The sequence below is a fragment of the Levilactobacillus angrenensis genome, from assembly GCF_003946085.1.
GTDB lineage: Bacteria > Bacillota > Bacilli > Lactobacillales > Lactobacillaceae > Levilactobacillus > Levilactobacillus angrenensis.
The window spans coordinates 29,538-54,911 of sequence record NZ_RHOB01000008.1 but is presented as its reverse complement, the minus strand read 5'-3'; the positions used below and the strand labels follow the sequence as shown (position 1 = coordinate 54,911).

Genomic DNA, 25,374 nt, shown 5'->3' with positions numbered 1-25,374 from the left:
AATCCCGATGAAAAGTGACCTACTCGTGTGATTGATGGCCCGAGTATAGCAGAGTCGCTGGCAACATCCCCCTGATCTGGTAGATTTACGGCGAGCTTACAGATTTCTTTAGGTTTTCGCTGATTGAGGGCGCTAGCTATTCGTTAGAAAAAAGCCTGAGAACTCATCCCAGACTTACTCTTTGATATCCTCTACACATTACAATAATAGGATTAGTTGTCTCGAAGAGGAATAGAGACACGTGTCAAGTACTCCCGGGAAGTCGCCGAAAGCGTCTCATCAATTAAACTCTGTTCGTAACTAAAATCTCCCAGTTCGAAATGGTGTTGCTGTGCATAACGCTTTATTTCCATGTAAATCTTATACGTATCGCGATAATCTCCATGATAAAATCCCGTTAAATAAGTGCCCTGTGGCTTAATATAATTACTATCTTCCGCACGGACTTCGCAGTAATAATAATTGTAGATAGTTTTACCATTCAAGAAGTTATTCCTACTAACCATTGCTCCTAGCGCACTGCCAAACTGATTAGTTTGATATCGAAAATTTGATATCTTTGATATCTCCATTGCCTGCTCCTCTTGCGAAATATCCTTAAAACTCTTTGAACGAAATAAAAATTGAGCCGATTGATTTTCGATTCGAATTGATTGCGTATTAACTTCCTTAACGTCTCGAATTATTTCGATTCGTTGCTGAAGAGAATTGGCTAAATTTTCTTCGAGAGTGATTTCTGATTGAACTTTTTTAAGTTGTTGTGCAAAAATTTTTTGACTGGATTGTGGATTCCTATTTTGTAAGATGTTTTTTATTTCTTCCAGAGACATGCCAATGCTTTGAAAACTACGGATGACGCTAAAAAGATCAAATTGATTGAGCGTATAGTAACGATAGCCATTTGCTCCAACTTCAGCTGGACTGAACAATCCAATCTTGTCATACCATAACAGTGTTTGCTTCTTAACCCCTGTCAGACGGGCAAACTCACCTATTCGATACTGCTTTGTATTCATTTTAAAATCCCCTTTACTCTATTGTTACTGTAGGGTTTATCTTAACATTGTAAATGATATCACAAATCAGGAGGCAATCTTATGAATTTTCAATTTAATCATCAGACACGAATTATTTCTGGTGCTGGTGAATTAGATAATGTTGGTTCACTTGCAAAAACCCTTTCTGCAACCAGCGCTTTAATTGTTTGCGATCCATTCTTCAAAGATTCCAGTGTTATGAATCGGATTCAGAAGTCACTAAATACTTTGGAAATTAAGTCACAAGAATACGCTGATGTGCAACCCAATCCCAGAGATTACGACTGTGAAAACGGCGTCAAAGTTGCCCAAGCTCACAAAGTAAATTTAATTATTGCTCTAGGTGGAGGAAGCGCAATGGACGAAGGAAAAGCAATTGGCGCTTTAATGACAAATGGTGGGAAATGCTCTGACTGGGACGCTAAGCCATTAAATAAGCCTATGCTCCCAATGATTTGTATTCCAACTACCGCTGGGACAGGGAGTGAAGTCACCTTCTGCGCGGTAATTGATGATACCCAACGTCATTTTAAAATGGCGTTCCAAGATGAGGTAAATCTAATTCCAACAATTGCCTTGTTAGATCCTGAGTTAACAGTAACTTTACCTGCTAAAGCCACGGCCGGTCCTGGGATGGACGTTATGACCCACGCTATCGAAGCATATACGTGCAAAGTACATAATCCCATCTCAGATGCCTTAGCGCTACAAGCCATTCGGCTGGTTTATGAAAATTTACCAAAAGCTTTTAAAAATCCAAAGGATATTAATGCAAGAGAGAACATGCTTGTAGCTTCCTCTATTGCTGGAATGGCCTTTATCAACGCAAATGTTGGATCTGTACATGCCTTATCTGAAACAATTGGTGCGCTCCACGATTTCCCACACGGTTTGGTTAACGCACTTCTGTTAGTGCCTACAATTGAATACAACCTAGACTCCAATTGGAAGCGTTTTTCCGATATTGCTCAAGCCTTAGGCGTCACCCCTTTGGACTCAGTAGAAGAAACTGCACATGCCGGCGTAAGCGTTTTAAAAAAGTTAATCAGTTCGTTTGACTTACCGAATCTGCAAGAACTTGGTGGTCTCCATACTAATGAATTCTCCGATATTTCTAAAAAGGCTATGCAAAATGATTTAACTTTGGATAATTCAAAAACAATGACAGCATCCGCCTACAAAGAAATCATTGAAAAAGCTTACAGTCTCTAGCATGACGAAAGGAAGTAACAATTATGCATATCAAACAATTTGATGATCTTTCTTTAGACTTAAATGACGATACTCCAATTTACCCTGGCGATCCAGAACCTCATTTTGAAGTCGCTACAACTACAGAACACGATGGTTACAATTTATCAAGCATCCATTTAGGCTCTCAATCTGGATCTCACGTAGATGCACCATTTCATTTTCGCGATGCCGGTACTCGAGTAGACAACATGCCACTAGATCTTTTCTTTGGAAAGGCAATGCTGATTGATGTCACTGGAAAAAAAGAAAATGAAGCCATTACACTGGATGATGTGGCGCCATACCTGGAAGACGTAAAATCACATCCATTTGTCTTATTCAAAACCGGGTGGACAGATAAATATATCCATACCGAAACTTACTTCAAACACCCCTACGTGAATGGCGAAGTTGCTGAAGAGTTAGTGAATCATGGTATCAAGTTCTTAGGAATTGATACTATTAATGCTGACCAAACCGGTGGTACTGAATTTCCAGTACACGATTTATTTAGCAATCGTAACTTAATGATTGGAGAAAACTGGGGGCACTTTGACCGTATCCACAGCAAGAATTTCTATCTAGCTAGTTTTCCAATCCGTTGGCACTGTGATGGATCTCCCGTTCGGCCAGTGGCAATCGAGGTAGAAGATGATGACTAAAAATAAGATTGGCTACTACTTACGAAAATGCTTAGCTGTAGTCCCTTCTGTTCCGATTTGCGCTCTAGGTGTGGATTTCTTCGTTAAAGCAGGATGGGGTACCGATCCCCTAACAATGTGGGAATTGGCTTTATCCTCAACGTTTAACATCTCATTAGGAATGGCCTCACTAACTTTTGAAGGTGGTATCTTCGTCTTATTTTTCTTTCTCAATCGTAAGCTTGTTAATTTCGGTTCATTCGCTTATTGCTTTGGTATCGGTCCCTGTCTAGACTTAATGTCACCCGTAGTCAATGCTGTAATTCCAGGAAACCCATCGATTGCAGTTAAAATTCTTTGCATCATTATCGGGACCGCACTGGTATGCTTGGCGTTAGCCTACTATATTCCGATGAATTTCGGCTATCAAACTTCAGATATCTTAACCCTCTCACTAGGCGAAATCATTCATAAGGGCTATGGCATATCACTAACAATTGTCTATGCTATTTTGTTTAGCGCTGCATGGGCACTTGGTGGCGCCTGGGGAATTGGTACACTAGTCGCAATATTCGGATATGGCCCAATTGTCGATCAGTTAATGAAAATACTCACTCCTTTCTCGAAATGGGTTGCTGAAGGCAAAGCGAGTAAGTTAGAATCTGAAATCGTTAATAACTAATTACGTCTAATTCTAAATTTATATATGAGCATCTGGTTATCAACTTATCTGGCTGATAACCAGATGCTTTATTCTTTCCACTACAAATAATTTATTACATTCACATAAAAAATACCCAGTCAATGGACTAGGTATCCCACAACTCCTATTCACTTTGTTCCCGTTCATCCGCCGCAATAGCCGCGTCCAGCTTGCGTTCATACACGCCGGCTAGCCGCTTAACGTTGATGACTACCCGTTCATACGAGAAGGTCGCTAGCAACAGCAGACATGGCAAATACTGAATGATGTAGCGACTCCGGCCCCCTTCAAAGAGCAACAGGAACATGAAGCCGCCGACCATGGCTAGTCGGAGGATTTGAATCACATCTCGACGCGGGCCAAAGCCTAAGCCAATCATCAGCAGTAGTGCAATCCACCAGAGTTGCGCGGCAAACCGAAAATCGGCGATATGCCGACCATACAGGTAAATAAAATTTTTCAGTTTATTCGCAATGCCGTTATTATTAGGCTTTTGATTCTCACGGAAGAAATTCCCTTCCTTTAGCCAGCCAAAGGTCCCGTCAGCCGTGTTATTTCGCTGTTTTTTGACTAGAAATTCCAAGTACCCCAGCGGCCCTAATTTCTTCAGCCGCTTCTTAAACATCTTGATGGAATAATCAGATTTCTGCTTTGCCGTGGGCAACACCGCCATCATAATCGCTTGCTTTTCGCTATAGCCACCCTGACCATAGATACCCATGGCCATGAAGTGAATCGCTGGAATCGCCCGTGATTTATCTAGCTGAATATAGGTCTGACTTTCAACTTTGTGGTCGACGTAACGGTACGTCTCAAATCCACTACGGCCGATGAATAGCAGCATGGCAAAGGCAATAAAAGCCGCCTCTAACGTCACTCGTCGATGATTGATCAATAGGTTCAATAGCTCAATAATGGCAATCGCAATGACCGGAATGATCGACGAAGGTTTCATGAAATACGTCAGCATCACACTGATTCCAAAGCCATTGGCCGCCACTGCCCGAATCAGCGGGTGCACTGTGGCGCGGCGCATAATGAAGTAGCACAACAGGTAAAATGACACCAACGGCAAGCCCCATGCATCGGTATATGGCATGATAATGCTGGGAAACACGGCTAACCAAGCCGCGTGCAAATACATCGCGGTTCCCAGCGCCCGCCGCTGCACCAGCATGACGATCAGCAGATTTAAGACCGCCGACAAATCTACAAAGACTAGCGTTACGTAATCAAAAAACATCCACGACGTCTGCCCCGTTAACGTGACTAGCCAGTGCATGAACAGCATGATTGGCATGTTGTTTTGGTTGAGGCTGTAATACGAAGTGACCCCAACTTCCTGGACGTGCGTCACGTTAACGGCCGCATAGTGTAGCATGCCGGCATCAAACCCACTGACGGGATGGACAAAGTAGATAAAGATAATCTGACCAATCAAAACCAAACCTAGCAAAACCAGCCCAGTCCGAATCTGTTCAGTCACTAAGATGTTCACCAACCACGCATGCACCCGTGGATAAGCATAATTCATGACCAAAATCGCCACGATGCCAATCACTAAACCAGTGGTCAACAGGGTCGTGCTGGTCCCAAACGTAGGATTATCTCCGAGAATGATGTTCGGCGACGTCAGCGCAAAAAACAGCGTCAAGAAAAACAAAATCCGCCAGAAAAAATTAATGACGCTTTGGCTGAAATTATAAAACCTACGCATGGTCGTCCGCCTGGGGGGACTGCTTGCCCGTGGCTTGTTGCTGGGTGACTTCTGCTTCGGTCGGGAACTGCCGCTCCGTGATGTCGATACAATACGACCGGGTCGGCGAATCACTGACCTCGATACGTAAGAGTACCGCGTTATTTTGCCGCAGGATGCCGTCAATTTGATTAAAGAGGTATTCCGTGACGTTTTCGACGGTGGGATTGATCACCTTGAATTCTGGCAGGTCATTCAAGTATTTACCGGACAAGGCATCGATGGCCTTGTTCAGCGACTTTTCGATGTCAAAGAACGACACCATCCCCTCAAACACGTGCAGCTCACAGACGATTTCCCAGGTGTGATTGTGCTTCTTCCCAGTCCCGGACTTCCACCGGACCGCGTGACTGGCATTGACATATGATTTAATTTTATAGCTGCGTTGTTTTTGCATACTCATTTTCCTTTCCGATCACGCCGACGCTGCTCGCGAATCGTTTCCACGTCGTCGCGTAATACGGCCGTGATGCGGTGGTATTCCTCACCGACACCGCGCATGTGCCAGGTCGCCTGGGTGGTCATGGCGTTGATGATACCGACCAGCCGAATCCATGAATTGACGAACATATACAGCGGTAGCAGTAAGGTCACCCACCACAGATGGGAGTAGAAATGCTGCTCGCCCGGGTATTTGCGCAGAATCACGCAGACACTGGCGAAGTTGATAATGGCTACGAAGACGTAGAGCGCATAAATCAGGGCATACGACAAAATCAAGATCAACGGCGCATACCCGAACGCCACCAGGACAAAGCTGGCAAATGTCCAAATCATCCGCGGAAACGTGAAGGTGTGGTCAATAATCATCCGCCGCACCAGAAAGTTCTTGAAGAACCGCTTGAGGCTGGCGGTCTGCGACATATAGTTCTCAGTAACCTCCAACTCGCCACGTTGCCAGCGTTGCCGCTGCGTGTACAGCTCGGAAAAGCCCGAAATCGGCTCGACGTAGAAGATGGCGTCGGCACAGATGACGACCTTCTTACCCAGCCGCGTACGAATCTGAAAGGTCATGTCGGTATCCTCGCCAATCGTGTCGATGTCATAGAGAAACGTCTCCATCAAGACTTCCCGACGAAAGGCAGAAAAGGCCCCCGACATGGTAAACAGCTGGTCTTTAGACGACTCAATCGTCCGCCCCGACAGGAAGGCCTGGGCATATTCGTAGTATTCATTTTTCGCCAACATCTTATGCCAGAACCCTTTGACGTTTTGAACCATTTCCCGTTTGGGTAAAATGGCCCCGGTCATGGCAGCGATGCTATTATCATTTTCAAACCGCAACACCATGTTCTTCACGGCGTTTTTCTCCAGCAGGCCGTCACTATCAATGTTGATGACGTAGATGCCGATGCTTTCGTAAATGGCGGTGTTGAGCGCCCGGGCCTTCCCTTTGTCCGTGTTGACGTAACGTAAAATCAGTTCCGGAAAGGTGTTTTGCGCCCGGGCGTAGGCGCCGAAACTGTCGTCGGTGCTTTGGTTATTGGCCAGAACAATTTGCATGGCACTCTTGGGATAGGTCTGGTTATTGATCGAGCGGATACACTCAAATAAAGTATCCTCTGAGTTATAAACCGGGACGATAATCGTCACCCACGGCCATTTACCCGGCGGCGTCAGCTTGGGCTCATGGAGATGGAGCCGCATCAGCTTGATGGTCGAGATGATGGCCGGAATGATTTCCACCACAATGGGAATCAACGCCCAGGTAATCCAGAACCCCATCCGTGTCAATGCTAAATTGATCCAGTACATCAAAGTTTATCTTGCCTCCAATCGATGAACTCCCGATAAATGCCGTGCGCCAACTGTGAATAGGTAAAGACGTTGTAGTACAAGGCAATCACCAGCACGTAGAAGACCAGCCGCCCGATAATCGAGTGGGCAATGAAGAACGTTTGCCCGCCGCCAAAGTGGACGATGATAATCACGAGGCACAGGCGAATCACGTTGATGGCGTAAATGTAAACTAAGCCAAATAGCGCGTAGAACACCTTTTCCTTGCGGTGGTACATGGGGAAGAAGACGACCAGCGCCACGAAGGCACAAGTCTCAATGATACCCGAACACTCGTAGTCGATCGACATGATGACCGGATTGGCGCCATTGGTGATATAGACCAGTCCGGTATTGTACATGATCGTGCACCACCCCGTCAGGTCGCGAAATAGCGCGACGCCGTGAATGACTGCGTGGGTGAAGAACCAGACCCAGTACGGCCGACTGATGGCCGAGAGGATAAAGAAGAGTCCGGCGCTTCCCACAATAAAGAAGTAGGCAGACAACCGAGCTCGCTTTAAAACGGATAACGCATACAGCCACACGACCGTTCCCACTAGGATACTTATCTTCATTCGCACCAGTCCTATTAATTAACTTTGCTAACGTTGCTGACCACAGACTGCTGGCCACTAACGTTTACTTCCCGGTCGTTTGCTTCTCGCGGCGCTTCAGCTTGCCCGACTTGCGTAACCGCCAGTAGCCGAGACCAGCGATTCCCAGACCAATGCCGGAGATGACGTAAGGGCCGGTGGACCCACCGGCGACGGTGACCGCTTTATCACCGATACTGGAATTATCCATGGTAATCGTTTGACCAGTCATGCTCGATAGATTCAGCTTGCCGACATCGATTTCAAATTCGATAATATTCTTTCCATTGCTGTCACTGGAGACGTACCCCATCCCCACTTGACCATAATCAGCATTAGGATCGTAGTCTTGTTCAGTATTACCGCCATAGAAGTGGACAGCAACTGCTTCACCATGTTTCACCGGATTCGTCGGCACATCATTGGCCCAGACATAAATCGTCTTGCCATTAAAGTCAAACCGATACCCCGTGCGAGGAATCGTTTGATACTTCATTCGAGCATAAGCATAGACCTTGTCACCATCACTAACCAAGGCGGTGTAGCCACCATAACCTTCAGTCAACTTGATGTCCTTCCAGTCTTCATACTTCCCATCAATCTTAATATTGAGATTATCGTTATCGTTGCTGGCATTGGTATCAGTTGTGGTCGTGGCTTTGGAACTGCTGTCAGCCTTGCCATCAACAACACCGGAAGTGGCATTGGCATCGTCACTAGCGGACATATCGTCTACAGTGGTCTTCGCTGCATCGCTACCAATATTGGGATTGGTCATGGTGACCTGATCACCGTTGTCTGAGTCTTTTAGCCCAAACTTACTGAGATCGATTCGAAATTCTCCCAGATAATTGCTACCATCGTTCGTTGTATATCCGGCACCAACTGTACCATATTGCGTGCCATCAAAATCAGAACCACCGGTCACGGTAAACGACTTAACGCTCCCTTTGCTAGGCGTACCATCAATATCATTTGACCAGGCATGGTAAGTTTTCCCGCCTATTTTAAAAATGTAATCACCATGTCCTGGAACTGGACCGTTCTTCATTTTCACATACACATCAATATACTTACCATTACTCTTCAGAGCCGTGTACCCGTTATACCCCACGGTAAGACTGGTCCCGTCCCAATCCGAAAACTTGCCATCAATCGTGACGTTATCGCTCGCGTGAGCCGTCACCGGTGTCGCGCTCACGGTCGCTGCGCCAGCTAGTCCTAACGCAACCACACCTGCTATCATTAACTTCCACAACTTCATGAGGTCAAATCCTCCCTCCAAGAAGGCAAGCAGCCCGTTATCTAAACCGGCCGCTACCTGTGCAACTATCAAATGTTTCATCTATCGTTATACTATGCCATCATTGTCCATTAAGCAAGCTAACATTTTCATACAATATATAGTTTCTAATCGTTTGGTAATCCCTGGCTTAATGGCCATTTACGCACCCCACTCAGGCGTCATCATGACGGCCCTTAACCACCTCCATTGTACTAGGTTTTGGCGCCAGTAGCGAACTTTTCACGTCACTTTTTGTCGGGAAGAAAGCACGTGAAAATCACTCACAAATTTTAAGCTTACGATAAGCTTTCCTATTAAGGTCAAAATCAGTCATGCGCAACTAAGACTAAAAACGGCCAAACCATGTGGCGGTCTGACCGTTTGCACGTCTATTCTACTGACTTACTGTCGTTTAGTGTCGTCGCCACCAACGCAGACCAGCCCCGCCTAAGACCAGGAGGCAGACCGCGCCCAGCCACTGGATCCAACTGGTCACCAGTTCACCAGTTTGTGGTAACTGTGTAGCCGTGTTTATCATCATCAGAACTAAACATTGACCGTCCCATGCAAAAACGACTAATCCCATTAAACGAAATTAGTCGTTTTCATGATGGCCCTAAATTATCTGGCTGATTGCGTCAGCTGTTCTGACCCTTGCCCCCGCTACTGCATGCGATACTTGCCACCGCGCTTTTGGATGTCCATTTGCACGCCACTGGGCTTAACGCTTTGGCACCACTTGCGGTAATCGCGGTGCTTTTTGTGTAGCTCCCAGATTTGGTAACAAAACAGCACAATGCCGTAGGTCAAGAAAAACAAGCCCAACAGGGTCCCCAAATTTTCCAATAGTACTTGCAATGTCATTGTGATCTCCCCCTATCCCTTATCACAATTCTGTCTAAAGCCGATGCAGAAATATCGAATCCGTTTCCACTTCAGAGGCTAAAATTTCAGTCGCATTGGCGTGCTGAAGAATTCTCCGATACGAGGCACGGCTTTCACCCTCCGGTTGCCGCACCAATCCAACATCCGCCTGCCGAGCAAACGCCACGACGGTATACGCCGACTCACTCTTTTGCTGGACATCGCGATTCACACACCAAATCCGTTTGACCGTCGTCAATCCCCGAAATGGCGAAACCATTTTCTCGACTCGTTGTTCAAACTTCTCCGCCTGAAAAGTTGTGCTGAGCACTAACTCTCGCCTATTCATAACCATTCCCCCAAAATTTAAAGCATCAACGTTACCTCTTGGCCTAAATCTATCACAATATGGACGATTTATTCAAAACATCGCAGTTGATTAACAATTCTGACTTACAATCTTTTAACAGTAATCAAGTCCACCCGTCGTTTTAGTCTGCTCACTTCAATTAAACCAAAACAGAACCAATCTTTAAGCGGCTAACTTGCTTATAGAATTCGCCAAAAATAACTGTTGGTACCATCTAAAGAATGACCCCAGATTGTACGGCGTATCCGGGCTCAGCCTAACCGCTTTAACCCTACGCGAATTTTCCGTCAGAAGTACCCCTCCTCAGCATTCATAGCCTTCTCAGCCGTCTTCCAATGTGCCAGCAAATGATTCACTGCCGACCGGTTGTAACGGTCACCCTGGCCTTCGTCACTCATTCCCCGCGCATCTTCCAAGCGGTTAGCACCGGAACCCCGCACGCAACTGGGCAGCTGCCGCCCCGCCAGTTGGGGTGCCGTTAAGACGTGCTTTAAGGTAATCACGTGCTCCCAGCTATCGCCGAAGTCGTATTCGTAAATCACCGGTCCGACCGCGACATCGGTGTACAGATGCCCCTGGGACGCGGGAATGTCCCCCAAGCCACCCCACTCATCGACTGATTGCACGTACATCTGGTCGCTGTGTCTCTTGGGCCAGAAGCCGTAGAGGTGCTCATTTTCCCAGCCAAACGCTAGCTGTAACAGCACGTGTAGCTGATCGTAGCGAATGTCAATGGGGACCAACAACGTCCGCCACGTCGCCAGGCGAACATCCTTCAATTTAATCGTGATTTCCATCGCAACGGGTTTCTCTTGCATGATAATCTTTCCTCTTTTTTTAAAAGTAAACGTTGAGCTCAGCCATCATGGCCGAGCGCCGGCGGTAACGCTGCCGCCAATCTCTTACCACCCGATTGGCAACCAGTCGGCCACCGGGCAACTTGACTAGGTCAGTCAACCAGGCGACCAACTGGTGATACTGGGTACGTGACTTCGCCGACTGGGCCGCCTGATGCAGCTCCCGCACGTATTTTTCAACCAGCTGTGGGGCAAATTGCGGCAACAAGAGCCGTTGATAGTCCTGCACCGCCTGTAATCCTGGTCGGGCCAGGACTCCTGCTAGCAAGTCGGGGTATGCCTGGTCCACGGCCAACAAGGGCAGCTGATCCGTATTTTGGGGTAACCCAGCTAACAGGTATTGACGCCACTGGAGCCATTGTTCGGGCGCACACTGCCGCTTCAAGACCTGGTAGAAGTCCAGGTCTCCAAGGCCGTAGCTCAGGACAAATAGAGACCGCTGCAGTTCCGGGGTGGCGGTCTGGGCCAACTGACGATACAGCTGGCGCAGTTGGTCGCTAAAGTCCGCTTTGTCCCATGACGGGGCGGCCTGTTGGCCCAGAATCAGTTGGCGCACGGCCGTTGCGTAATCCTGCTGGTCCAGTCGCAACGCCACGTACGCCAATCGCGCCTGCTTGGTGCTGAGATAGCCCACACAGAACCGTTCAATTTCGGCCGGTGGCAGTTCAAGCTGTTGCATGGTCAGTAAATGCAACTTCACCCAGCGATTGCGCTGCCGCTGGCGTTCCTGCCGCTCCCGAATCTGGGGCACGATGGCCAACTGATGTGCGGTCCAGGCGGCTTTTTTCTGAAGAAAGTCCGGCTCTAGAAAGGTATCAAACATCACGGTCAGCGCATCCGTTTCGACTACTCCCAGCCGTAACGCATTCGCTAAAAACCAGTCCAACGCGAATTCTTTCACCCGGTAATCGGCCGGTTTAAGCACCTGTCGCCAAGCGTGCGCGCACGCATCGACCAGCCACATGGTCTCGTCTTCCAGACCGTCATCGAATTCCAACTTGGCGACGTTCAGGGCCACCTGGTTAACTACCTCAACGGCCAGCTTCATCTGTTCCGCCGCCAGCAATCGCCGCACCGTTTGCGCTAAGAAGTCGCCGATGGCCGTGGTGAGAGCATCACCCTGGGGATAGTCAACGAAGTAGGTGCCGTCCGTGTACTTTTGCATGATTTGGTCCAGCTGGTGTTGATAGTCGCTCAGGTCCATGCCCGGCTTGTGGGTATCACGGTCCAATTGCTGCGCAAACCGAGTCACCAATCCGGGATCGACCTGCATCATTTGGGCCAAGAAGTCGCGCACCTGCTGATTTGTCGCGCGCTTCAGGAGGTTGGCGACGGTCGTTTCGTCAGGCTTGCCAGCATCCACGTCATCGGCCATGAACAAGACCGCGGCCATGTGCTTACAATAGCGGTCCTCAGCGGCATACGGACAGGTACAACTGCCCGCCAGTAGCCGTTCACCATCCACGGCGAGCGTGACTTGATAGCGCTTGCTCCCCAACACCGTCGCTGTGATCTGCCCGTCACGGTTACGAAAATTTCTCACCAGACCCTGCTGATAATAATCCCAGCCCCGCTTAATGATTTGCGGCTCAAATAACGTTTCCCAGTCCATTGGCCTATCCCTCCCAAACATGTGTCTTTACTATACCAGCTCAGCGTCAGAAACACACGACCTTCTAGCCTTACTTCACCCACCCCTTCTTCTCCCGCGAGAATTCCACAAAGGCCGTCGCCGCCCGCGAGTGAACCTGTTGGGCGCGCCAGACCAAGGCGGAGCGGAGTTCTAGCTTCGGGGCTAGCGGAATGAACTTCAAATGGTCAAAGTGTTGATTCAGCTTCAGGCACACCACAACGCCGTGATTGTGTTGGGCCAGCCTGGACCGGCGACCCTCCTACGCCAACTTGGCTTGGACCTACGTGACTCCCGCCTTCAATTACGACGCGACTGGGGCCGCCACCGGCCACTACCACGTCGACGGTGAAGACTACCTGGCGACCAACGATGCCGACAGCTACATTAGCTACGCCGACTATGCGACCGGCATGCTTGACTTGTTGGAAAGCGGCCAGTACGTACGCCAACGAATCACGTTGGTGGGTGGCGAGCGGTAATTTAATAGACACTAAAGGCTGACCAGCCGGGAAATTTCTCCCAGCACTGGTCAGCCTTTTTAGCTACTTTTTTTACGCCTCGTCAGCTTCATCAGCTACCGTATCATAGGCGCGATAATCAGCCGCCGTATTGACCGGCCTGTCGCTGCTAGGAGTAGAACCCGAGACCCACTAGTCTTGCCCGGTCAAATACAACTGCGGTAGCGCCGCCAAAAACTGTTCACGTACGGCGTCTGTCGTGGTGTTGGCTTCTCCCAAATGAATCCAGTTGGTGCGCTGTGGGTCGATACCAATGTCGGCGAAGACGCGGTTGATCAGATTACCCTGAATGGGGTCGCCAGCTTGCGTGCGTAAATAATCCTTGGTCACCGTCGCCGTCGTGATGACCGTGGCCTTTTGGATATCGGTCAACAAGCCCTGCCATGCTGGGTCCTCTTCGTAAGCGAACCCTTTTAACATGACCTTGTCAAAGAATCCCTTGAGCTCAGCGGGCAACTGGAACCACCAAATCGGTGTGATGATCACCAATTCCGTGGACCGACTAATGAGTTGCTGGTAGTGTTTGACCAACGGGTACGGCGTCTCACCTCGGCTGAACAAGCGCAGTTCTTCCGGTGAATACCGCGGGTCGAAGCCATCTTGATACAAGTCGATGACCTGAAAGTCCTGTTGGGTTTGGGTAAAATAGTCCGTGAGTCGCGTCAAGATACCGTGGTTGAGGCTACCGGCATAGGGATGCGCATATACAATGGTCTTCATTGAGGCGTCCTCCTTCAAGTTGTTGCTTAAAGTCTATGCTATACTCAGTAGACAAACAAGTACGCAAATTAAAGTGCGGTACTTACCCAAAGGAGAGTGTTCATGGCTGACATTGACTACATCAAAGAGAATCGATTGGAAGATACCGGCTTTGCCTACACCTTGCGACTCATCGGTGGTAAATACAAGATGCAGACACTTTACGCCCTGCATCTCAACCACGCCCCGTTGCGCTACAACGCCTTGAAACGACTGCTAGTCCCGATTTCCTTTAAAACGCTGACCAACACGCTGCGTGAGCTCGAAGTAGATGGCCTCATCCACCGCCAGGAATATCCGCAGATTCCGCCCAAGGTCGAATACAGTTTGACGGCTCTGGGGCAATCACTCATCCCCGTCATGGATGACCTCTGCAATTGGGGTGAACGGCAACAAACAAAAGGTTCGCAACGCTAAACCAGCGCGGCGGACCTTTCGTTTACACAGGATTAAGCCATCGGTGCTTCCCAGGACCCCTTGGTGTCCACGTGAGTTGCGGCGGCTAGCGTTTCCAATTCAATGATGTCAACTGGCGTGAGGTCTAGGCTCGCCGCCTTCATTTCACTGGCGATGTACTTGGGCTTGGTGACCCCGATGATCGGCGTCGTGCCCTTGGCCAAGGCGTAGGCAGTGGCCACTTCTGCGGCTGAAGCGTCGTACTTGGCGCCAATCTTGGTCAGGCCCGCGGTCAGGTCTTCGACTTGCGGCAGCACTTGGTTGTAGACCTGAGCGCGCATGCTCCCGGCTGGCAGCGGGTGCTGGACGTCGTAACGCCCGGATAACACGCCTTGTTCCAAGACCATGTAGGCGAAGAAGTCAATATCGTGGTCACGGCAGTAATCCAGGATGCCCGCCTCTTCGGAAGACCGGTAGAGCAAGCTGAAATGGTTCTGTACGGCAGATACGTGGAAACCCGCCGTGGCTAAGATTTCATCGGCACGCTTGATCTGGGCTAAATTGTGGTTGGACACGCCAACGCGTTTGACCTTGCCACTTTGCAGGAGTGGAATCAGAGCTGGCGTCCATTTTTCCACGTCGGCCGGGTTGTGAATCCAGTAAATGTCAATGAAATCCGTGTGCAGGCGCTGCAAGCTACCGGCCAGCATGTCGGCGACTTCGTTATCGCCGGTCCCTGCCATCTGCGGCGTGAACTTGGTCGAGAGTTGGTAGCTGTCCCGCGGATATTTCTGTAAGAGTGTCCCCAACATTTTTTCGGATTCGCCGGAACCGTAAGCATAGGCGGTGTCCCAGACGTTCAGGCCAGCGGCCATGGCGTCGGCCACGACGGGTTGAAGGTCTTCAGCAGTCAGGTGGTCGCCGAAGACTTGCCCATCACTGGTGTCGCCCCAGGCCCAGGTACCCAGTGCAATTTTAGCGGTTGTGTTTTTCATGAATAAAAGCTCCTTTTCCTTGCCGCGTAACGTGGCAGTTGTCTTTGCTTGGTCCTAGCATAGGCGTCGGCGGTGGGGATGTCCAATGCTTGTTTGTGATTGGTAGCTATGCTTTTGGCGTATGGTGGTGGGGCGCAAAAAGACAAGGTGCTGGGCACCTTGCCTTTGCGAAACAATTTAGCCAACCTAGTTGGGTAACAGGATGAACCACACCGTGCCGTGGTCATTAAACCAGTAAATCCCAATCTTGGTCGTTGCCGCCTTTAAAACCGTTTGGGTATAGTCCGGTTGATTGCGACCCGTAATCATGTAAAAATCAATCGTTGCTTGGCTTAACCGTTGGCTGTTCTTCAGGTCGGCCTTGCTGCTGGTGGACCCAATTTCCATCACAGCACTATCGGCGGGAAGCCCGAACTTAGCAGCCTCCTGATTATAAGCATCCCAGTCAATTTTTGTTCTAGGGTACTTCCCGAACGTGAGCCAACTAGCATGCGTCTTCAAGACGTTCACTCGCGCTGCGTCCAAGCTCAGTGGCGCAATCCCCTTGGCCGCACGGTAAGTATTGGCCTGTTTCACGAAGCGCTTTGCCATGGCCGCATTCATTGAAGCCACGGAAGGCGTTGCTTTGCCAAACTTGAGGTCCCCACGCCAAAGCCAGCCTTTGACCTTGCTCGTATTGATGTAGTAATAAATTTTCTTCTTGCCATTCTGCTTGATGGTCGCGTGCTTGGTCACGTACAGCGTCACGTGTTGATAGGCTTGGGCCTTCCCCCGCACCTTGTTCAGTTTCTTTGACGTGTAAATGGTTCCCTTAGTTGCATGATAAGCGGCCCGCTTTACCTTGGTGACCTTGACCGTCTTCGTCCCGGCTTGCGCTGGCAGCGCCGGGAGCACACCTAATCCTAGAATACCCACGCTCGCCAGTACCAGTAAACTTTTTCCAACTTTTTTCATTAGTAGAACGCTCCATTAACTTTTAAATCAAATAGCCGGGTCGTGTACGAAATATCTGACTGATCTTCGACGCCAGAAACCTCAACCTTATAGGCATGGTTGACTTTAAGCTGACTCTTCTTGGGTAAGAAGTAAACTGTGGTCCCGAAAAAGCCATAACCGGCCTGACTGGCATTGACGTGTGTCACTTTCACAGCTTTCTTAGCAGTCTTATCATAAACACTCACTTGGGGGCTTGAGCTACTGTCGCCAGTGTATTCATCAGGCCAAGAGACCGACCATGGTGCTCCCTGACTGACTAGTGCATATGGCATAAGACCTGCTCGTGGGAAGGCAGTCTTCTTAACAGGCGTTGTTGCTCCATAGCTATTATCAGCAAAAACTCTTAAATCGTTATAACCATCAGCCTGACCGACACCAACTCGATCGATGCCCCCCAGGATCCACAACCGGTGACCTGGTTCTAAGCCACTAAGATCATTGTCATCACTGAGGTATCCCGTAACAATGTCATAAGGTCCAGTCACCTCTCGAGAAAGATTACTCTGATTGGTTGCGTCCGCCCCTTTCTGCCAATCAGCCTTAGAAACAAAGCTAGGCCGTTTGATGCCAACCAAACCGTGGGACAGGCCCTTATCGGCAGCGGCTAACGTGGCCGCACCATACTGAGCCGAGGTGTTCCAGTCACTATCGGCCTGCACCTTACTCAGGCCAAACATGGTCCGGTAGAAATTGATCCAATTGACGGTTCGATTGATATAGCTGGCACTCAGCTTGCCGGGACGAAATGACTTCTTCAACCGCGGCTTCTGCGCGTACATACCCTTGGTCGTTACGCCAATCTTCTTGGCCTGTTTGCGGTAATGCAAGACCTGGGACCACTGTTTAGCCGTGTAGTATTTCTTTTCCTTGGCAGTCTTTTTAGCTTTGCTCTTTTTGGCTTTACTCTTTTTAGCTTTAGTCTTTTTGGCCTTAGTCTTCTTAGCCTTCTTGGCTTTGGCCTTCTTCGCCGCCTGAACGGTCGACTGTGGTGTCACGGTCTCAACGACCCCACCACCGACCAGAACGGTCAACGCACTGACGGCCAGTAGCCGCGTTAGTTTTTTCACGAGATTTCCTCCTTTATGCGCCTTAATTTGGGTAGTCCTCAGTCAAGCCGTTTGGATTAAACGCCTTAGCCTGGGCTTTGGTCTTGTAGTAATGTCGGAGATGGACTTCGCCGTTGCTAGCATTATATTGGATGTCCATAGCTAATGACTGAATCATTTTTCCTTTATACTTCCGAGACACAATCTTATAGGCTTCTGTACCTGGCGTTTCAAAGCCAGACCATTTATGATGTTGGTCACGTCCTTGGTCAATCAACCAGCCCTTACTCATGAAAAGCAGTGTATCATACTTACCTTTTGTAGCGTTATGCGTATCTTTGTTTAAGTTAACCACTTTAACTGGACTGTGACCCGTATGCCACTTTTTACTGAAGAAGTTCCGATACGAAGTCTGCTTGGCCTTGATCGTATACCGGTTGTAGTGGCCCTTTTGGTAGTAGTACCAGGTCCCTTGAAATTTCTTCGGGAAGCTAGCCATACTCATTTTGGTGCTGGCTTGTGCATCCGTCGTTGGTGTCGTCACGGCTAAGGCCGCGCCAAAGCTGACGGTGGCTAACAATGCACCCATCATATTTGTGAATTTCATTGATTTCATCCTCCTTGCTTACTTGTGCAGCGCGCCAACTGGATTGAAGTACTTGGCCTGAGCCTTCGTTTGATAGAAATGGTCTTTGACCTTAAAGTGATCATCGTTCAAGTTGTTATACAACACTTTTACGGATTTACCTTTATAAGTTTTATGAATAACTTTATACTTGCCCAACCCGTCAGTAGCGAGAAAGCCATAAGGTGTTACTTGGGTATAGCTCCCGTTGGCGGCAAAGGCACTCACTAGGTGTTGCTTAAATTTCTTGTTGCTTAACCCTTGCCGATAATTCAGAGAGCTCTTAGCCGCATGTAGCGTCATCACTCGCTTAGATTTTTTCCTACCATAAGCATCGAAATAGTTCTTCACGGTCAGCTTCTTGGCACTAAATTTCATACTCTTGTAGTAGTAGCCTTTGGGGCACTCAGCGTCGTACCGCCGATGCCAATCGTGGTCGCCACTAAGAGGGCGCCTAAAATATGATTCACTCGCATGATCTGTTCCTCCTCATTAAGTTCTGTTGGTGGTCGTTTACGCCATTTGCTTATGTATCCCACCAACTAAATCTCATTATAGCGGTTGGGGGTGTCACAACTTGTCATTTCAAATGATTCATGGCGAAAAAGGCCATCGACCGGTAATTGCCAGTCGATGGCCTTTTCTACGCGATTAGACAGATTTAAGGCCTAAAGCCTAGCAATCAATCCTCATATTACTTGGCTCGAAAAGCAGTTTGACCTGCGCTCGCAACCAAGGACAATCATGCTTAATCCAGATAGTCTTCCGCCAAGCCGGTTGGGTTAAACGCCTTAGCCTGGGCTTTGGTCTTGTAGTAGTGTTGCTGATGGATTTCGCCGTTGCTAAGAGACCACATGCTGCTAACGACTAGTGATTTAACCTTTTTACCCTGGTAATGACGCGTCACAATCTTATAGCCCTCTGTTCCTGGGTCTTGGAACTTAATGCCCTTGGAGTAGTTTTCCCAGGGATGATCCATCAACCAGCCCTTGCTCATGAACAGAACCGTATACCCCTGATATTTCTTCACATTTTTAGTCTTCTTGTTCAGTGGTGTTACCTTAACTGGACTCTGCCCCGTACGCCACTTCTTACCGCTGAAGTTCCGATACGAAGTCTGCTTGGCCTTGATCGTATACCGGTTGTAGTGACCCTTTTGGTAGTAGTACCAGGTCTCTTGAAATTTCTTCGGGAAGCTAGCCATGGTCATCTTAGTACTGGCTTGTGCATCCGTCGTTGGCATTGTCACAGCTAAGGCCGCGCCAAAGCTAACGGTCGCTAGTAATGCGCCTACCATATTTGTGAATTTCATTGATTTCGTCCTCCTTGCTTATTTGTGCAGCGCGCCAACTGGATTGAAGTGCTTAGCCTGCGCCTTGGTTTGGTAGAAATGATCCGTGATTTTACCCATGTTATCAGCCTTCTTATATAACACCTTCACTGACTTACCTTTGTAATTTTTGTGAATCACCTTGTAAGTTCCATTACCGTCTGTGACCATTAGACCACCCGACACCAACTTGGTGTAGCCACTCTTGGCCGCAAACGCACTGACACGATTACGACGCTTACTCGTGAAGTTGTAAGTTTCTTCAAGACTAGTAGGGCTCTTTGCCTTAACATATTTTAATGTCCGCTTAGCCGTAAAACCGCCGCCGGAATAGCCAAAGTAGTTCCGCAAAACCAGCTTCTTCGTCGTAAACTTCATACTCTTGTAGTAATACCCATTGTTCTCCTCATAGTGGTACCAAGTCCCCCGCATGTTCTTGGGAAAGGTCGTCAAACTACTCTTCGCCTTGGCCTGAGCCGTGGTCGGGGCACTCAGCGTCGTACCGCCGATGCCAATCGTGGTCGCCACTAAGAGGGCGCCTAAAATATGATTCACTCGCATGATCTGTTCCTCCTCATTAAGTTCTGTTGGTGGTCGTTTACGCCATTTGCTTATGTATCCCACCAACTAAATTTCATTATAGCGGTTGGGGGTGTCACAACTTGTCATTTCAAATGATTCATGGCGAAAAAGGCCATCGACCGGTAATTTCCAGTCGATGGCCTTTCTCATTCTCGTCAATTTGCTAAAATCAAGTCCGCTAAGCGTTGACCACGAACTTCGGCGCTTGGCCTTGGTCCAGCAAAACCACGTTGTGGGCCACGATATTAGCCATGGCATTCCGTGCTTCCACGGTGGCGTTACCAATGTGTGGCACCAAAATCACGTTGTCTAAGGCCTTGAAGCCGTCGTCAACTTCGGGCTCGTTTTCGTAAACGTCCAAAGCGGCCCCGGCCAACTTTCCCGCCTTCAATGCTGGCAGTAAAGCGGCCTCGTCAACGATTGGACCCCGCCCAACGTTGATCAAATAAGCCGTGTCCTTCATGTTGTCAAAGGCAGCTGCGTCAAACATGTGATGCGTTTGCGGCGTGCCCGGTGCGTTGATACTGATGAAGTCACTGGTCTTGATCAGTTCTTCCAGCGGCAGGTAGTGAACGTTCAACCGTTTGGCGTCTTCAGCGGCCAGTGGATGTGGGCCGTAGTAAGTCACAGACATCCCCATAGCGTTCGCGCGATTGGCCACTTCCTTACCAATGCTGCCGAGACCCACGATTCCCAATTGCTTGCCCGCAATCTCGTGGCCCAAGAAAAACAGTGGGGCCCAGCCGGCAAAGCCTTTGGTCCGCATCAGCTTGTCGCCTTCGACCATCCGGTGGCTCAATGCCAGCATCAAGCCCATGGTCACTTCCGTCACGGAATTCGTGGAGACCGCCGGCGTATTGGTGACTTGGATGCCCTTAGTCTTAGCGTAGGCGGTATCGATATTGTTGAAGCCCGCTCCAAAGTTGGCAATCAGCTTGAGCTTGGGCGCCGCGTCGATGATCTCCTGGTCGACCTGCGTGGACAGCGTGGTGATCAGGTAATCCACGTCAGCTACTTGACGCAATAACTCTGCATGTGAAATCAAGCCCTCACCCGTATAGCTGGCGAACTCTAGATTGTTTTGGCGCAATTCATCAAGCGCAACTTGGGGAAACTGGGCGGATAAATAGACTTTTTTCATAATTTGCCTCCTAAAGATTTGATACTCTTAGTATAATGGAAACGGATACATTCTCAATAACGCACTTTTTAGTTACCCAATCTACAAGGAGGAAATCACATGACTGATTCAGTTCGCAAACTCGTCCAACAACGGCTCCGTGACGGCGATTACACCTGCCGCAAGGAGTTCACTTTGGCCATGTTCAATGGCAAATGGAAAGTCAATATTATTTATCACCTGGGCCACGAGGGCAGCTACTACTTTCACGAGCTCCAGGCGCTGTTGCCCCACGCTTCACACAAGGAGCTGGCCAAGAAGCTCAAGGAACTCCAAGAAGACAGCCTGATCGACCGCGAAATTGAGGACAACGGCCCCCGTGTCAAGGTCGCCTATTCCCTGACGCCGCTGGGGCGCTCGCTACTCCCCATCATCGACGCCATGTACGACTGGGGTGACAAGCGCCTACGCGAGCTGAACGTCCACGATGTCCAGTTCGGGTTGGGGAAAGTTAAACAGTAAACGAAACGAGCTTGGGCCCAAACCGCCCAAACTCGTTTTTTGTCCACCAGAACTAGTGAAACCAGATGCCTGCGTCAGCCAGGGTTCCGCCTGCTATGGGGAACACCTCCAGCCTGAGGAGCGGTCTTCCGGCTCAAAGCGAGGCGTCGAGACCGGCCTTTGGCTCGACCCGTCCGTCCACCGCGTTCCACCCCATAGTTGGCGGACGGTAGGCGGCCATTCCTCACTATGAAGCTGTAAACGACTAATCTTTATGCCATCAGTCGCGTGGTGCCAATGTTTCTAGCTAACTTTCAGCTCTCAACCTTTAGCTGATAACCGCCTATCTCAACCCACTAATCAAACAAAATCGTCCGGTGAATCAGCCGGGCAATCGCGTTGACTTGTCCCTCTTTCAGCTCCAGCTGATGAGGCAACCGTTCATGGACAGCCTCGTAGAATTCCCGGAAGTGCTGCGGCTTGGTAAAGCCCTCACCCCAGTCATCGTAGTTATTGCTATATGGCCGGTTCAACACGCCGTTAGGGTCCACGACCTGGTCGTCTTCGGCCCGGCTGACGTAATTGTAGAACACAAACTCATGAATATAGGGCTTGATGCCTAACTCGTTTAATTTATCTTGAATCAAACTGTTCAGACTGAGCCCGGACAGTTCCACCTGGCGAATCGGGTTCTCATCCCCGGCATACACCTGGATATTCTCTGGACTTTTAATACACATCGTAAAACTCTGGTTGCCCTGGTCCATGACCTCTTGCGGTAACAGCCGCGATAACAGGGTTTTGCCCGCTTCGTTGCCGCCGACCATTTTTAATAGATCTCGTAGCCGCACGTCATGGTAGACCGTCCCCGTCCAATATTTGGTCTCAATCATGAAGATGCCCTTGCGACAAATCACCAGGTGATCGACTTGCCGGTTGGGAAAGCGACTGTCATCTGAATCTAGATATAAATTGGCAAATATATGAAATTTATCCTCTGGATATTTATTGCTTAATTCTTTTAATAATTTATAAGTTCGGTACTCGCCACGATTGGTATAATTGACCGCCATGCATATCATCCTCCGTATCTCTAAGTATAGGAAAAAACGCTGACGAGTACCAGCAGATTTTGATCAGGTACGACAGAAAACGTCTTGACCACCTTACCAGTTAGGCAGACCACCTACCCAAGTTGTGAGTCCCACCGATCAACGCAAAAAAACTGTGTGGTCTGGTTACCCCGCAGTTTTTTCAATAAACCCCTTCAGTTACGGTCATACGCCCACACCGCTAGCGGCGCAAAGACCAGCACGATGATCACCCCGGCGACCAGCACCAGCAGTGATTCGCGAGTCCAGCCACCCGTGGCTAAGATTTGGCGAATCGCGGTAATCACGTAGGTCACGGGATTCAGCTCCGCCAGCACACGCAATGGCTTACTCAGCGATTTGAGCGGCACGAAGGCATTGGATACGAACGACAGGACCAGCATGGTGATCAGCGAAAAGCTCTGGACGGTCGTCGCTTGCTTGGCCAACAGTCCCAACAAGGCAAAGACCCAGGACAGCGCCCAGCCGGTGAAAATCGCCAGCAGGCCACAGACTAAGACCCAGCCGAACCCTGCGGCTGGCCGCCAGCCCATCAAGAAGCCGGTGGTCAGCGAGGTGATGGCCGCAATCACTAGCCGTAGACTGTCGGCGAACAGTTGCCCGGCTAGTGGGGCGATATGGGCCATCGGCAAGGACTTGAACCGGTCAAAGATACCGGAATCCAGGTCTTCACGCAACTGGGATCCCGATCCAGACGCCGCTGACAACATCGTTTGCGCCAAGATGCCGGGCACGATTGTCGGCAAATACGCCTGCACGTTGCCGGCAATCGCGCCGCCGAACAGGTAGCCGAACATCATCATGAACAAGATGGGTTGGATGATCACATCCATGAACCGGTCCGGGTTGTGCACCGTCTTTAATAAATTCCGATAAGCCATCGTGGCCGTATTCATGACCACGTTGCCGCTGTGTGTTTGTACATCCATTCTCAAGACCTCCTAATTCTGCCCCACGGTCAACGCCATAAAGGCATCGTCCAGTGAGGGTTCATTGACCGTTAAATGACTGATGGCCACTTGGGCCTGCGCCAGCTTTTCCAAGATCGACGTTAACTGGGCTGGCCGGGCCAACGTGACGCTAAGCTGTGAGCCGGTCAGTTGGCCGGTCCCGACCCCCTGTTGGGCCAGGACGGTCTGGGCCGCTTTAACTTGTTCGGCCTGGTTCACGGTGAAAGTCAGTACCGTGCCGCCGACCTGTCGTTTGAGCTCTGCGGGCGTGCCCATCTTGACTAACTTACCGTGGTCAATCACGGCCAGCCGGTCGGCCAACTGGTCGGCTTCTTCCAAATACTGCGTCGTCAGCACGATGGTCGACCCCTGCGCCACCAAGCCGCGAATCGTGGTCCACATCTGGGTGCGCGTCCGCGGGTCCAACCCCGTCGTCGGTTCATCCAGGAAAATCAACGCCGGCCGCGTGATCAAGCTGACGGCCAAATCCAAACGCCGGCGCATCCCCCCGGAAAAATGCTTCAACGCCTTATCCGCCGAATGTTCCAGCGAGAACTCGGCTAATAACTCCGCCGTCCGCGCCTTGGCATCTGCGCGCGACAGGCCATTTAACCGCGCAAAGATCATCAGGTTTTCCCGGGCCGAAATGTCTTCGTCTACTGAGGCATATTGCCCGGTCAACCCAAACAAGGACCGAGCCAATCGCCCCTCAGTCGCGGTGTCGTGGCCAAAAATCTTGACCTGCCCGGCATCCGGCTTGAGTAACGTGGTGATCATCCGCAGCGTCGTGGTCTTCCCGGCACCATTGGGCCCCAGCAGGCCAAACACCTCACCTTGATGGACATCAAACGAGACATCGGCGACCGCCAGATTCGTCCCAAACCGTTTCGTTAAATGACGTACTTCAATGGCATTTTCTTGTGACATGTTCATTCCCTCTTAGCTGTTCGATTAATCAGGTCCCCCTGACTAAAATTATAATAAGGCCCCCTGATGAAATTGTCAACAATTTTGCCACAACTTCCGCTGGCCTCGTCGCCGATGTCAGGTATAATGACTGTATGGAGGGCGATAACATGCCTAATTTAACGAAGAAAAGAAACGCGGCCGGTAAGCTGATTGAGTACGGCATGGTCCAGCACATGGCCGATGACCTCGCCCACCGCCGCCACGCCAATAAGGGCGACCAGCAATCGCCATTTCAGGGCCAGGGAAAAATCCTGCTAGCCCTGTCGCAAACGGACGGCCTCTCCCAAAAGGAACTGGCCAACCGGCTGAACATGACGGCCCAGTCCACGGCCGAATTCGTCAATAAACTGGTCAAGAAACACCTGGTCTCTAAGGAAAAATCCACGGTCGACCGGCGTAAGACCATCATTCGGCTGACCGACCACGGCCGCCAAACCGCCAGCAAGGAATCCGCGAAGATTCCCGCCTACCTAGACGACTTGACGGATACCGAACTGGACCAGCTGATTGCGATTTTAACCAAGATCAACAATAGCCTGTACGACGAGATCCACACGGAGAATCCCCACTGGTTTGAGAATTTCCAGCGGTCGGTGGCGGATCATTTGCGGGATTGGTTTTTGTAGCGTGCGTTGCTCGGCTGGCACCAGCGCCCAATCCTCGAACCGACACCGCTCAACACCGGCTATTTCAGGGGTGACTGCGTGCCTTAATTTTTAAATCG

General features: G+C 49.7%; 29 protein-coding genes and 1 pseudogene. 7 read left to right on the top strand and 23 right to left on the bottom strand.

Going from position 1 to position 25,374, the window contains the following annotated elements:
• Positions 1 to 212: 212 nt before the first annotated feature.
• Positions 213 to 1,016, bottom strand: coding sequence for a MerR family transcriptional regulator (locus tag EKM83_RS06200; protein WP_125575762.1), 804 nt, complete (start codon positions 1,014 to 1,016; stop codon positions 213 to 215).
• Between the two features lie 81 nt (positions 1,017 to 1,097).
• Here EKM83_RS06200 and EKM83_RS06195 point away from each other — a divergent pair, with 81 nt between their 5' ends.
• The 3 genes from EKM83_RS06195 to EKM83_RS06185 are packed head-to-tail and all read left to right on the top strand — an operon-like array spanning position 1,098 to position 3,593.
• Entirely contained in the window at positions 1,098 to 2,249 is a 1,152-nt protein-coding gene (locus EKM83_RS06195; RefSeq protein WP_125575761.1) for an iron-containing alcohol dehydrogenase, read from the top strand.
• Between the two features lie 23 nt (positions 2,250 to 2,272).
• Positions 2,273 to 2,932 (top strand): cyclase family protein, encoded by a 660-nt coding sequence (locus EKM83_RS06190; RefSeq protein ID WP_125575760.1) that lies wholly within the window; start codon positions 2,273 to 2,275, stop codon positions 2,930 to 2,932.
• A complete protein-coding gene (locus EKM83_RS06185) occupies positions 2,925 to 3,593 on the top strand; it encodes a YczE/YyaS/YitT family protein (RefSeq protein WP_191987404.1) in 669 nt (222 codons plus the stop codon). The genes EKM83_RS06190 and EKM83_RS06185 overlap by 8 nt, the downstream gene beginning before the upstream one ends.
• 145 nt (positions 3,594 to 3,738) lie before the next feature.
• Here EKM83_RS06185 and EKM83_RS06180 read toward each other — a convergent pair whose 3' ends face one another.
• From EKM83_RS06180 to EKM83_RS06135, 10 genes and pseudogenes are all read right to left on the bottom strand, one after another.
• Entirely contained in the window at positions 3,739 to 5,331 is a 1,593-nt protein-coding gene (locus EKM83_RS06180; protein ID WP_125575759.1) for a TIGR03766 family XrtG-associated glycosyltransferase, read from the bottom strand.
• A 73-nt stretch (positions 5,332 to 5,404) separates the two neighbouring features.
• Positions 5,405 to 5,767, bottom strand: a pseudogene (locus EKM83_RS06175) (6-carboxytetrahydropterin synthase); the annotation flags it as partial.
• 2 nt (positions 5,768 to 5,769) lie between these two features.
• Positions 5,770 to 7,125, bottom strand: coding sequence for a TIGR03111 family XrtG-associated glycosyltransferase (locus EKM83_RS06170; RefSeq protein ID WP_125575757.1), 1,356 nt, complete (start codon positions 7,123 to 7,125; stop codon positions 5,770 to 5,772).
• Positions 7,125 to 7,724 carry an exosortase family protein XrtG gene (gene xrtG / locus EKM83_RS06165; RefSeq protein ID WP_125575756.1) on the bottom strand — a complete coding sequence of 200 codons (600 nt, stop codon included), beginning with the start codon at positions 7,722 to 7,724 and terminating at the stop codon, positions 7,125 to 7,127. The genes EKM83_RS06170 and xrtG overlap by 1 nt, the downstream gene beginning before the upstream one ends.
• A gap of 64 nt (positions 7,725 to 7,788) precedes the next feature.
• Positions 7,789 to 9,006, bottom strand: a complete 1,218-nt coding sequence (locus EKM83_RS06160) for a Firmicu-CTERM sorting domain-containing protein (RefSeq protein WP_125575755.1) — start codon at positions 9,004 to 9,006, stop codon at positions 7,789 to 7,791.
• Positions 9,007 to 9,439: 433 nt separating this feature from the next.
• On the bottom strand, positions 9,440 to 9,565 hold the full coding sequence (locus EKM83_RS13595; RefSeq protein ID WP_225418638.1) for an LPXTG cell wall anchor domain-containing protein: 126 nt from the start codon (positions 9,563 to 9,565) through the stop codon (positions 9,440 to 9,442).
• 125 nt (positions 9,566 to 9,690) lie between these two features.
• Entirely contained in the window at positions 9,691 to 9,891 is a 201-nt protein-coding gene (locus tag EKM83_RS06150) for a hypothetical protein (RefSeq protein WP_125575753.1), read from the bottom strand.
• Between the two features lie 34 nt (positions 9,892 to 9,925).
• A complete protein-coding gene (locus tag EKM83_RS06145; protein WP_125575752.1) occupies positions 9,926 to 10,240 on the bottom strand; it encodes a hypothetical protein in 315 nt (104 codons plus the stop codon).
• 308 nt (positions 10,241 to 10,548) lie between these two features.
• Entirely contained in the window at positions 10,549 to 11,079 is a 531-nt protein-coding gene (locus tag EKM83_RS06140; RefSeq protein WP_125575751.1) for a plasmid pRiA4b ORF-3 family protein, read from the bottom strand.
• A 19-nt stretch (positions 11,080 to 11,098) separates the two neighbouring features.
• Positions 11,099 to 12,730 carry an SWIM zinc finger family protein gene (locus EKM83_RS06135; RefSeq protein ID WP_164505607.1) on the bottom strand — a complete coding sequence of 544 codons (1,632 nt, stop codon included), beginning with the start codon at positions 12,728 to 12,730 and terminating at the stop codon, positions 11,099 to 11,101.
• A gap of 248 nt (positions 12,731 to 12,978) precedes the next feature.
• Here EKM83_RS06135 and EKM83_RS06130 point away from each other — a divergent pair, with 248 nt between their 5' ends.
• The gene (locus EKM83_RS06130) at positions 12,979 to 13,230 is read left to right on the top strand and encodes an NAD(P)-dependent oxidoreductase (protein WP_125575749.1); all 252 of its coding nucleotides are present in this window, start codon (positions 12,979 to 12,981) and stop codon (positions 13,228 to 13,230) included.
• A 171-nt stretch (positions 13,231 to 13,401) separates the two neighbouring features.
• Here the strand turns inward: EKM83_RS06130 and EKM83_RS06125 are convergent, their stop codons facing one another.
• Positions 13,402 to 13,989, bottom strand: coding sequence for an NAD(P)H-dependent oxidoreductase (locus EKM83_RS06125; protein WP_125575748.1), 588 nt, complete (start codon positions 13,987 to 13,989; stop codon positions 13,402 to 13,404).
• Between the two features lie 102 nt (positions 13,990 to 14,091).
• Between EKM83_RS06125 and EKM83_RS06120 the strand changes: the two genes are divergently transcribed.
• Positions 14,092 to 14,445, top strand: a complete 354-nt coding sequence (locus tag EKM83_RS06120) for a winged helix-turn-helix transcriptional regulator (protein WP_125575747.1) — start codon at positions 14,092 to 14,094, stop codon at positions 14,443 to 14,445.
• Between the two features lie 32 nt (positions 14,446 to 14,477).
• Here the strand turns inward: EKM83_RS06120 and EKM83_RS06115 are convergent, their stop codons facing one another.
• From EKM83_RS06115 to EKM83_RS06080, 8 genes are all read right to left on the bottom strand, one after another.
• Positions 14,478 to 15,419, bottom strand: a complete 942-nt coding sequence (locus EKM83_RS06115; RefSeq protein ID WP_125575746.1) for an aldo/keto reductase — start codon at positions 15,417 to 15,419, stop codon at positions 14,478 to 14,480.
• A 186-nt stretch (positions 15,420 to 15,605) separates the two neighbouring features.
• Entirely contained in the window at positions 15,606 to 16,373 is a 768-nt protein-coding gene (locus EKM83_RS06110) for a hypothetical protein (protein WP_125575745.1), read from the bottom strand.
• A complete protein-coding gene (locus tag EKM83_RS06105) occupies positions 16,373 to 17,482 on the bottom strand; it encodes a CAP domain-containing protein (RefSeq protein ID WP_125575744.1) in 1,110 nt (369 codons plus the stop codon). Before EKM83_RS06105 ends, EKM83_RS06110 begins: the two co-directional genes overlap by 1 nt.
• A 22-nt stretch (positions 17,483 to 17,504) precedes the next feature.
• On the bottom strand, positions 17,505 to 18,068 hold the full coding sequence (locus EKM83_RS06100; RefSeq protein ID WP_125575743.1) for a hypothetical protein: 564 nt from the start codon (positions 18,066 to 18,068) through the stop codon (positions 17,505 to 17,507).
• An 18-nt stretch (positions 18,069 to 18,086) separates the two neighbouring features.
• A complete protein-coding gene (locus EKM83_RS06095; protein ID WP_125575742.1) occupies positions 18,087 to 18,464 on the bottom strand; it encodes a hypothetical protein in 378 nt (125 codons plus the stop codon).
• 370 nt (positions 18,465 to 18,834) lie between these two features.
• On the bottom strand, positions 18,835 to 19,398 hold the full coding sequence (locus tag EKM83_RS06090; protein WP_125575741.1) for a hypothetical protein: 564 nt from the start codon (positions 19,396 to 19,398) through the stop codon (positions 18,835 to 18,837).
• Between the two features lie 18 nt (positions 19,399 to 19,416).
• Complete coding sequence (locus EKM83_RS06085; RefSeq protein ID WP_125575740.1) at positions 19,417 to 19,977, bottom strand: hypothetical protein; 561 nt, start codon at positions 19,975 to 19,977, stop codon at positions 19,417 to 19,419.
• A gap of 199 nt (positions 19,978 to 20,176) precedes the next feature.
• Positions 20,177 to 21,139 carry a 2-hydroxyacid dehydrogenase family protein gene (locus EKM83_RS06080; protein WP_125575739.1) on the bottom strand — a complete coding sequence of 321 codons (963 nt, stop codon included), beginning with the start codon at positions 21,137 to 21,139 and terminating at the stop codon, positions 20,177 to 20,179.
• A 99-nt stretch (positions 21,140 to 21,238) separates the two neighbouring features.
• Between EKM83_RS06080 and EKM83_RS06075 the strand changes: the two genes are divergently transcribed.
• Complete coding sequence (locus EKM83_RS06075) at positions 21,239 to 21,640, top strand: winged helix-turn-helix transcriptional regulator (protein WP_125575738.1); 402 nt, start codon at positions 21,239 to 21,241, stop codon at positions 21,638 to 21,640.
• A gap of 335 nt (positions 21,641 to 21,975) precedes the next feature.
• Here EKM83_RS06075 and EKM83_RS06070 read toward each other — a convergent pair whose 3' ends face one another.
• The 3 genes from EKM83_RS06070 to EKM83_RS06060 all read right to left on the bottom strand — a co-directional run bounded on the left by EKM83_RS06070 (position 21,976) and on the right by EKM83_RS06060 (position 24,608).
• Entirely contained in the window at positions 21,976 to 22,692 is a 717-nt protein-coding gene (locus tag EKM83_RS06070) for a nuclease-related domain-containing protein (RefSeq protein WP_164505606.1), read from the bottom strand.
• Positions 22,693 to 22,886: 194 nt separating this feature from the next.
• Positions 22,887 to 23,660 (bottom strand): ABC transporter permease, encoded by a 774-nt coding sequence (locus tag EKM83_RS06065; RefSeq protein WP_125575736.1) that lies wholly within the window; start codon positions 23,658 to 23,660, stop codon positions 22,887 to 22,889.
• A 12-nt stretch (positions 23,661 to 23,672) separates the two neighbouring features.
• Positions 23,673 to 24,608, bottom strand: coding sequence for an ATP-binding cassette domain-containing protein (locus EKM83_RS06060; protein ID WP_125575735.1), 936 nt, complete (start codon positions 24,606 to 24,608; stop codon positions 23,673 to 23,675).
• A gap of 149 nt (positions 24,609 to 24,757) precedes the next feature.
• Here EKM83_RS06060 and EKM83_RS06055 point away from each other — a divergent pair, with 149 nt between their 5' ends.
• Positions 24,758 to 25,276, top strand: coding sequence for a MarR family winged helix-turn-helix transcriptional regulator (locus tag EKM83_RS06055; RefSeq protein ID WP_164505605.1), 519 nt, complete (start codon positions 24,758 to 24,760; stop codon positions 25,274 to 25,276).
• Positions 25,277 to 25,374: the final 98 nt, after the last annotated feature.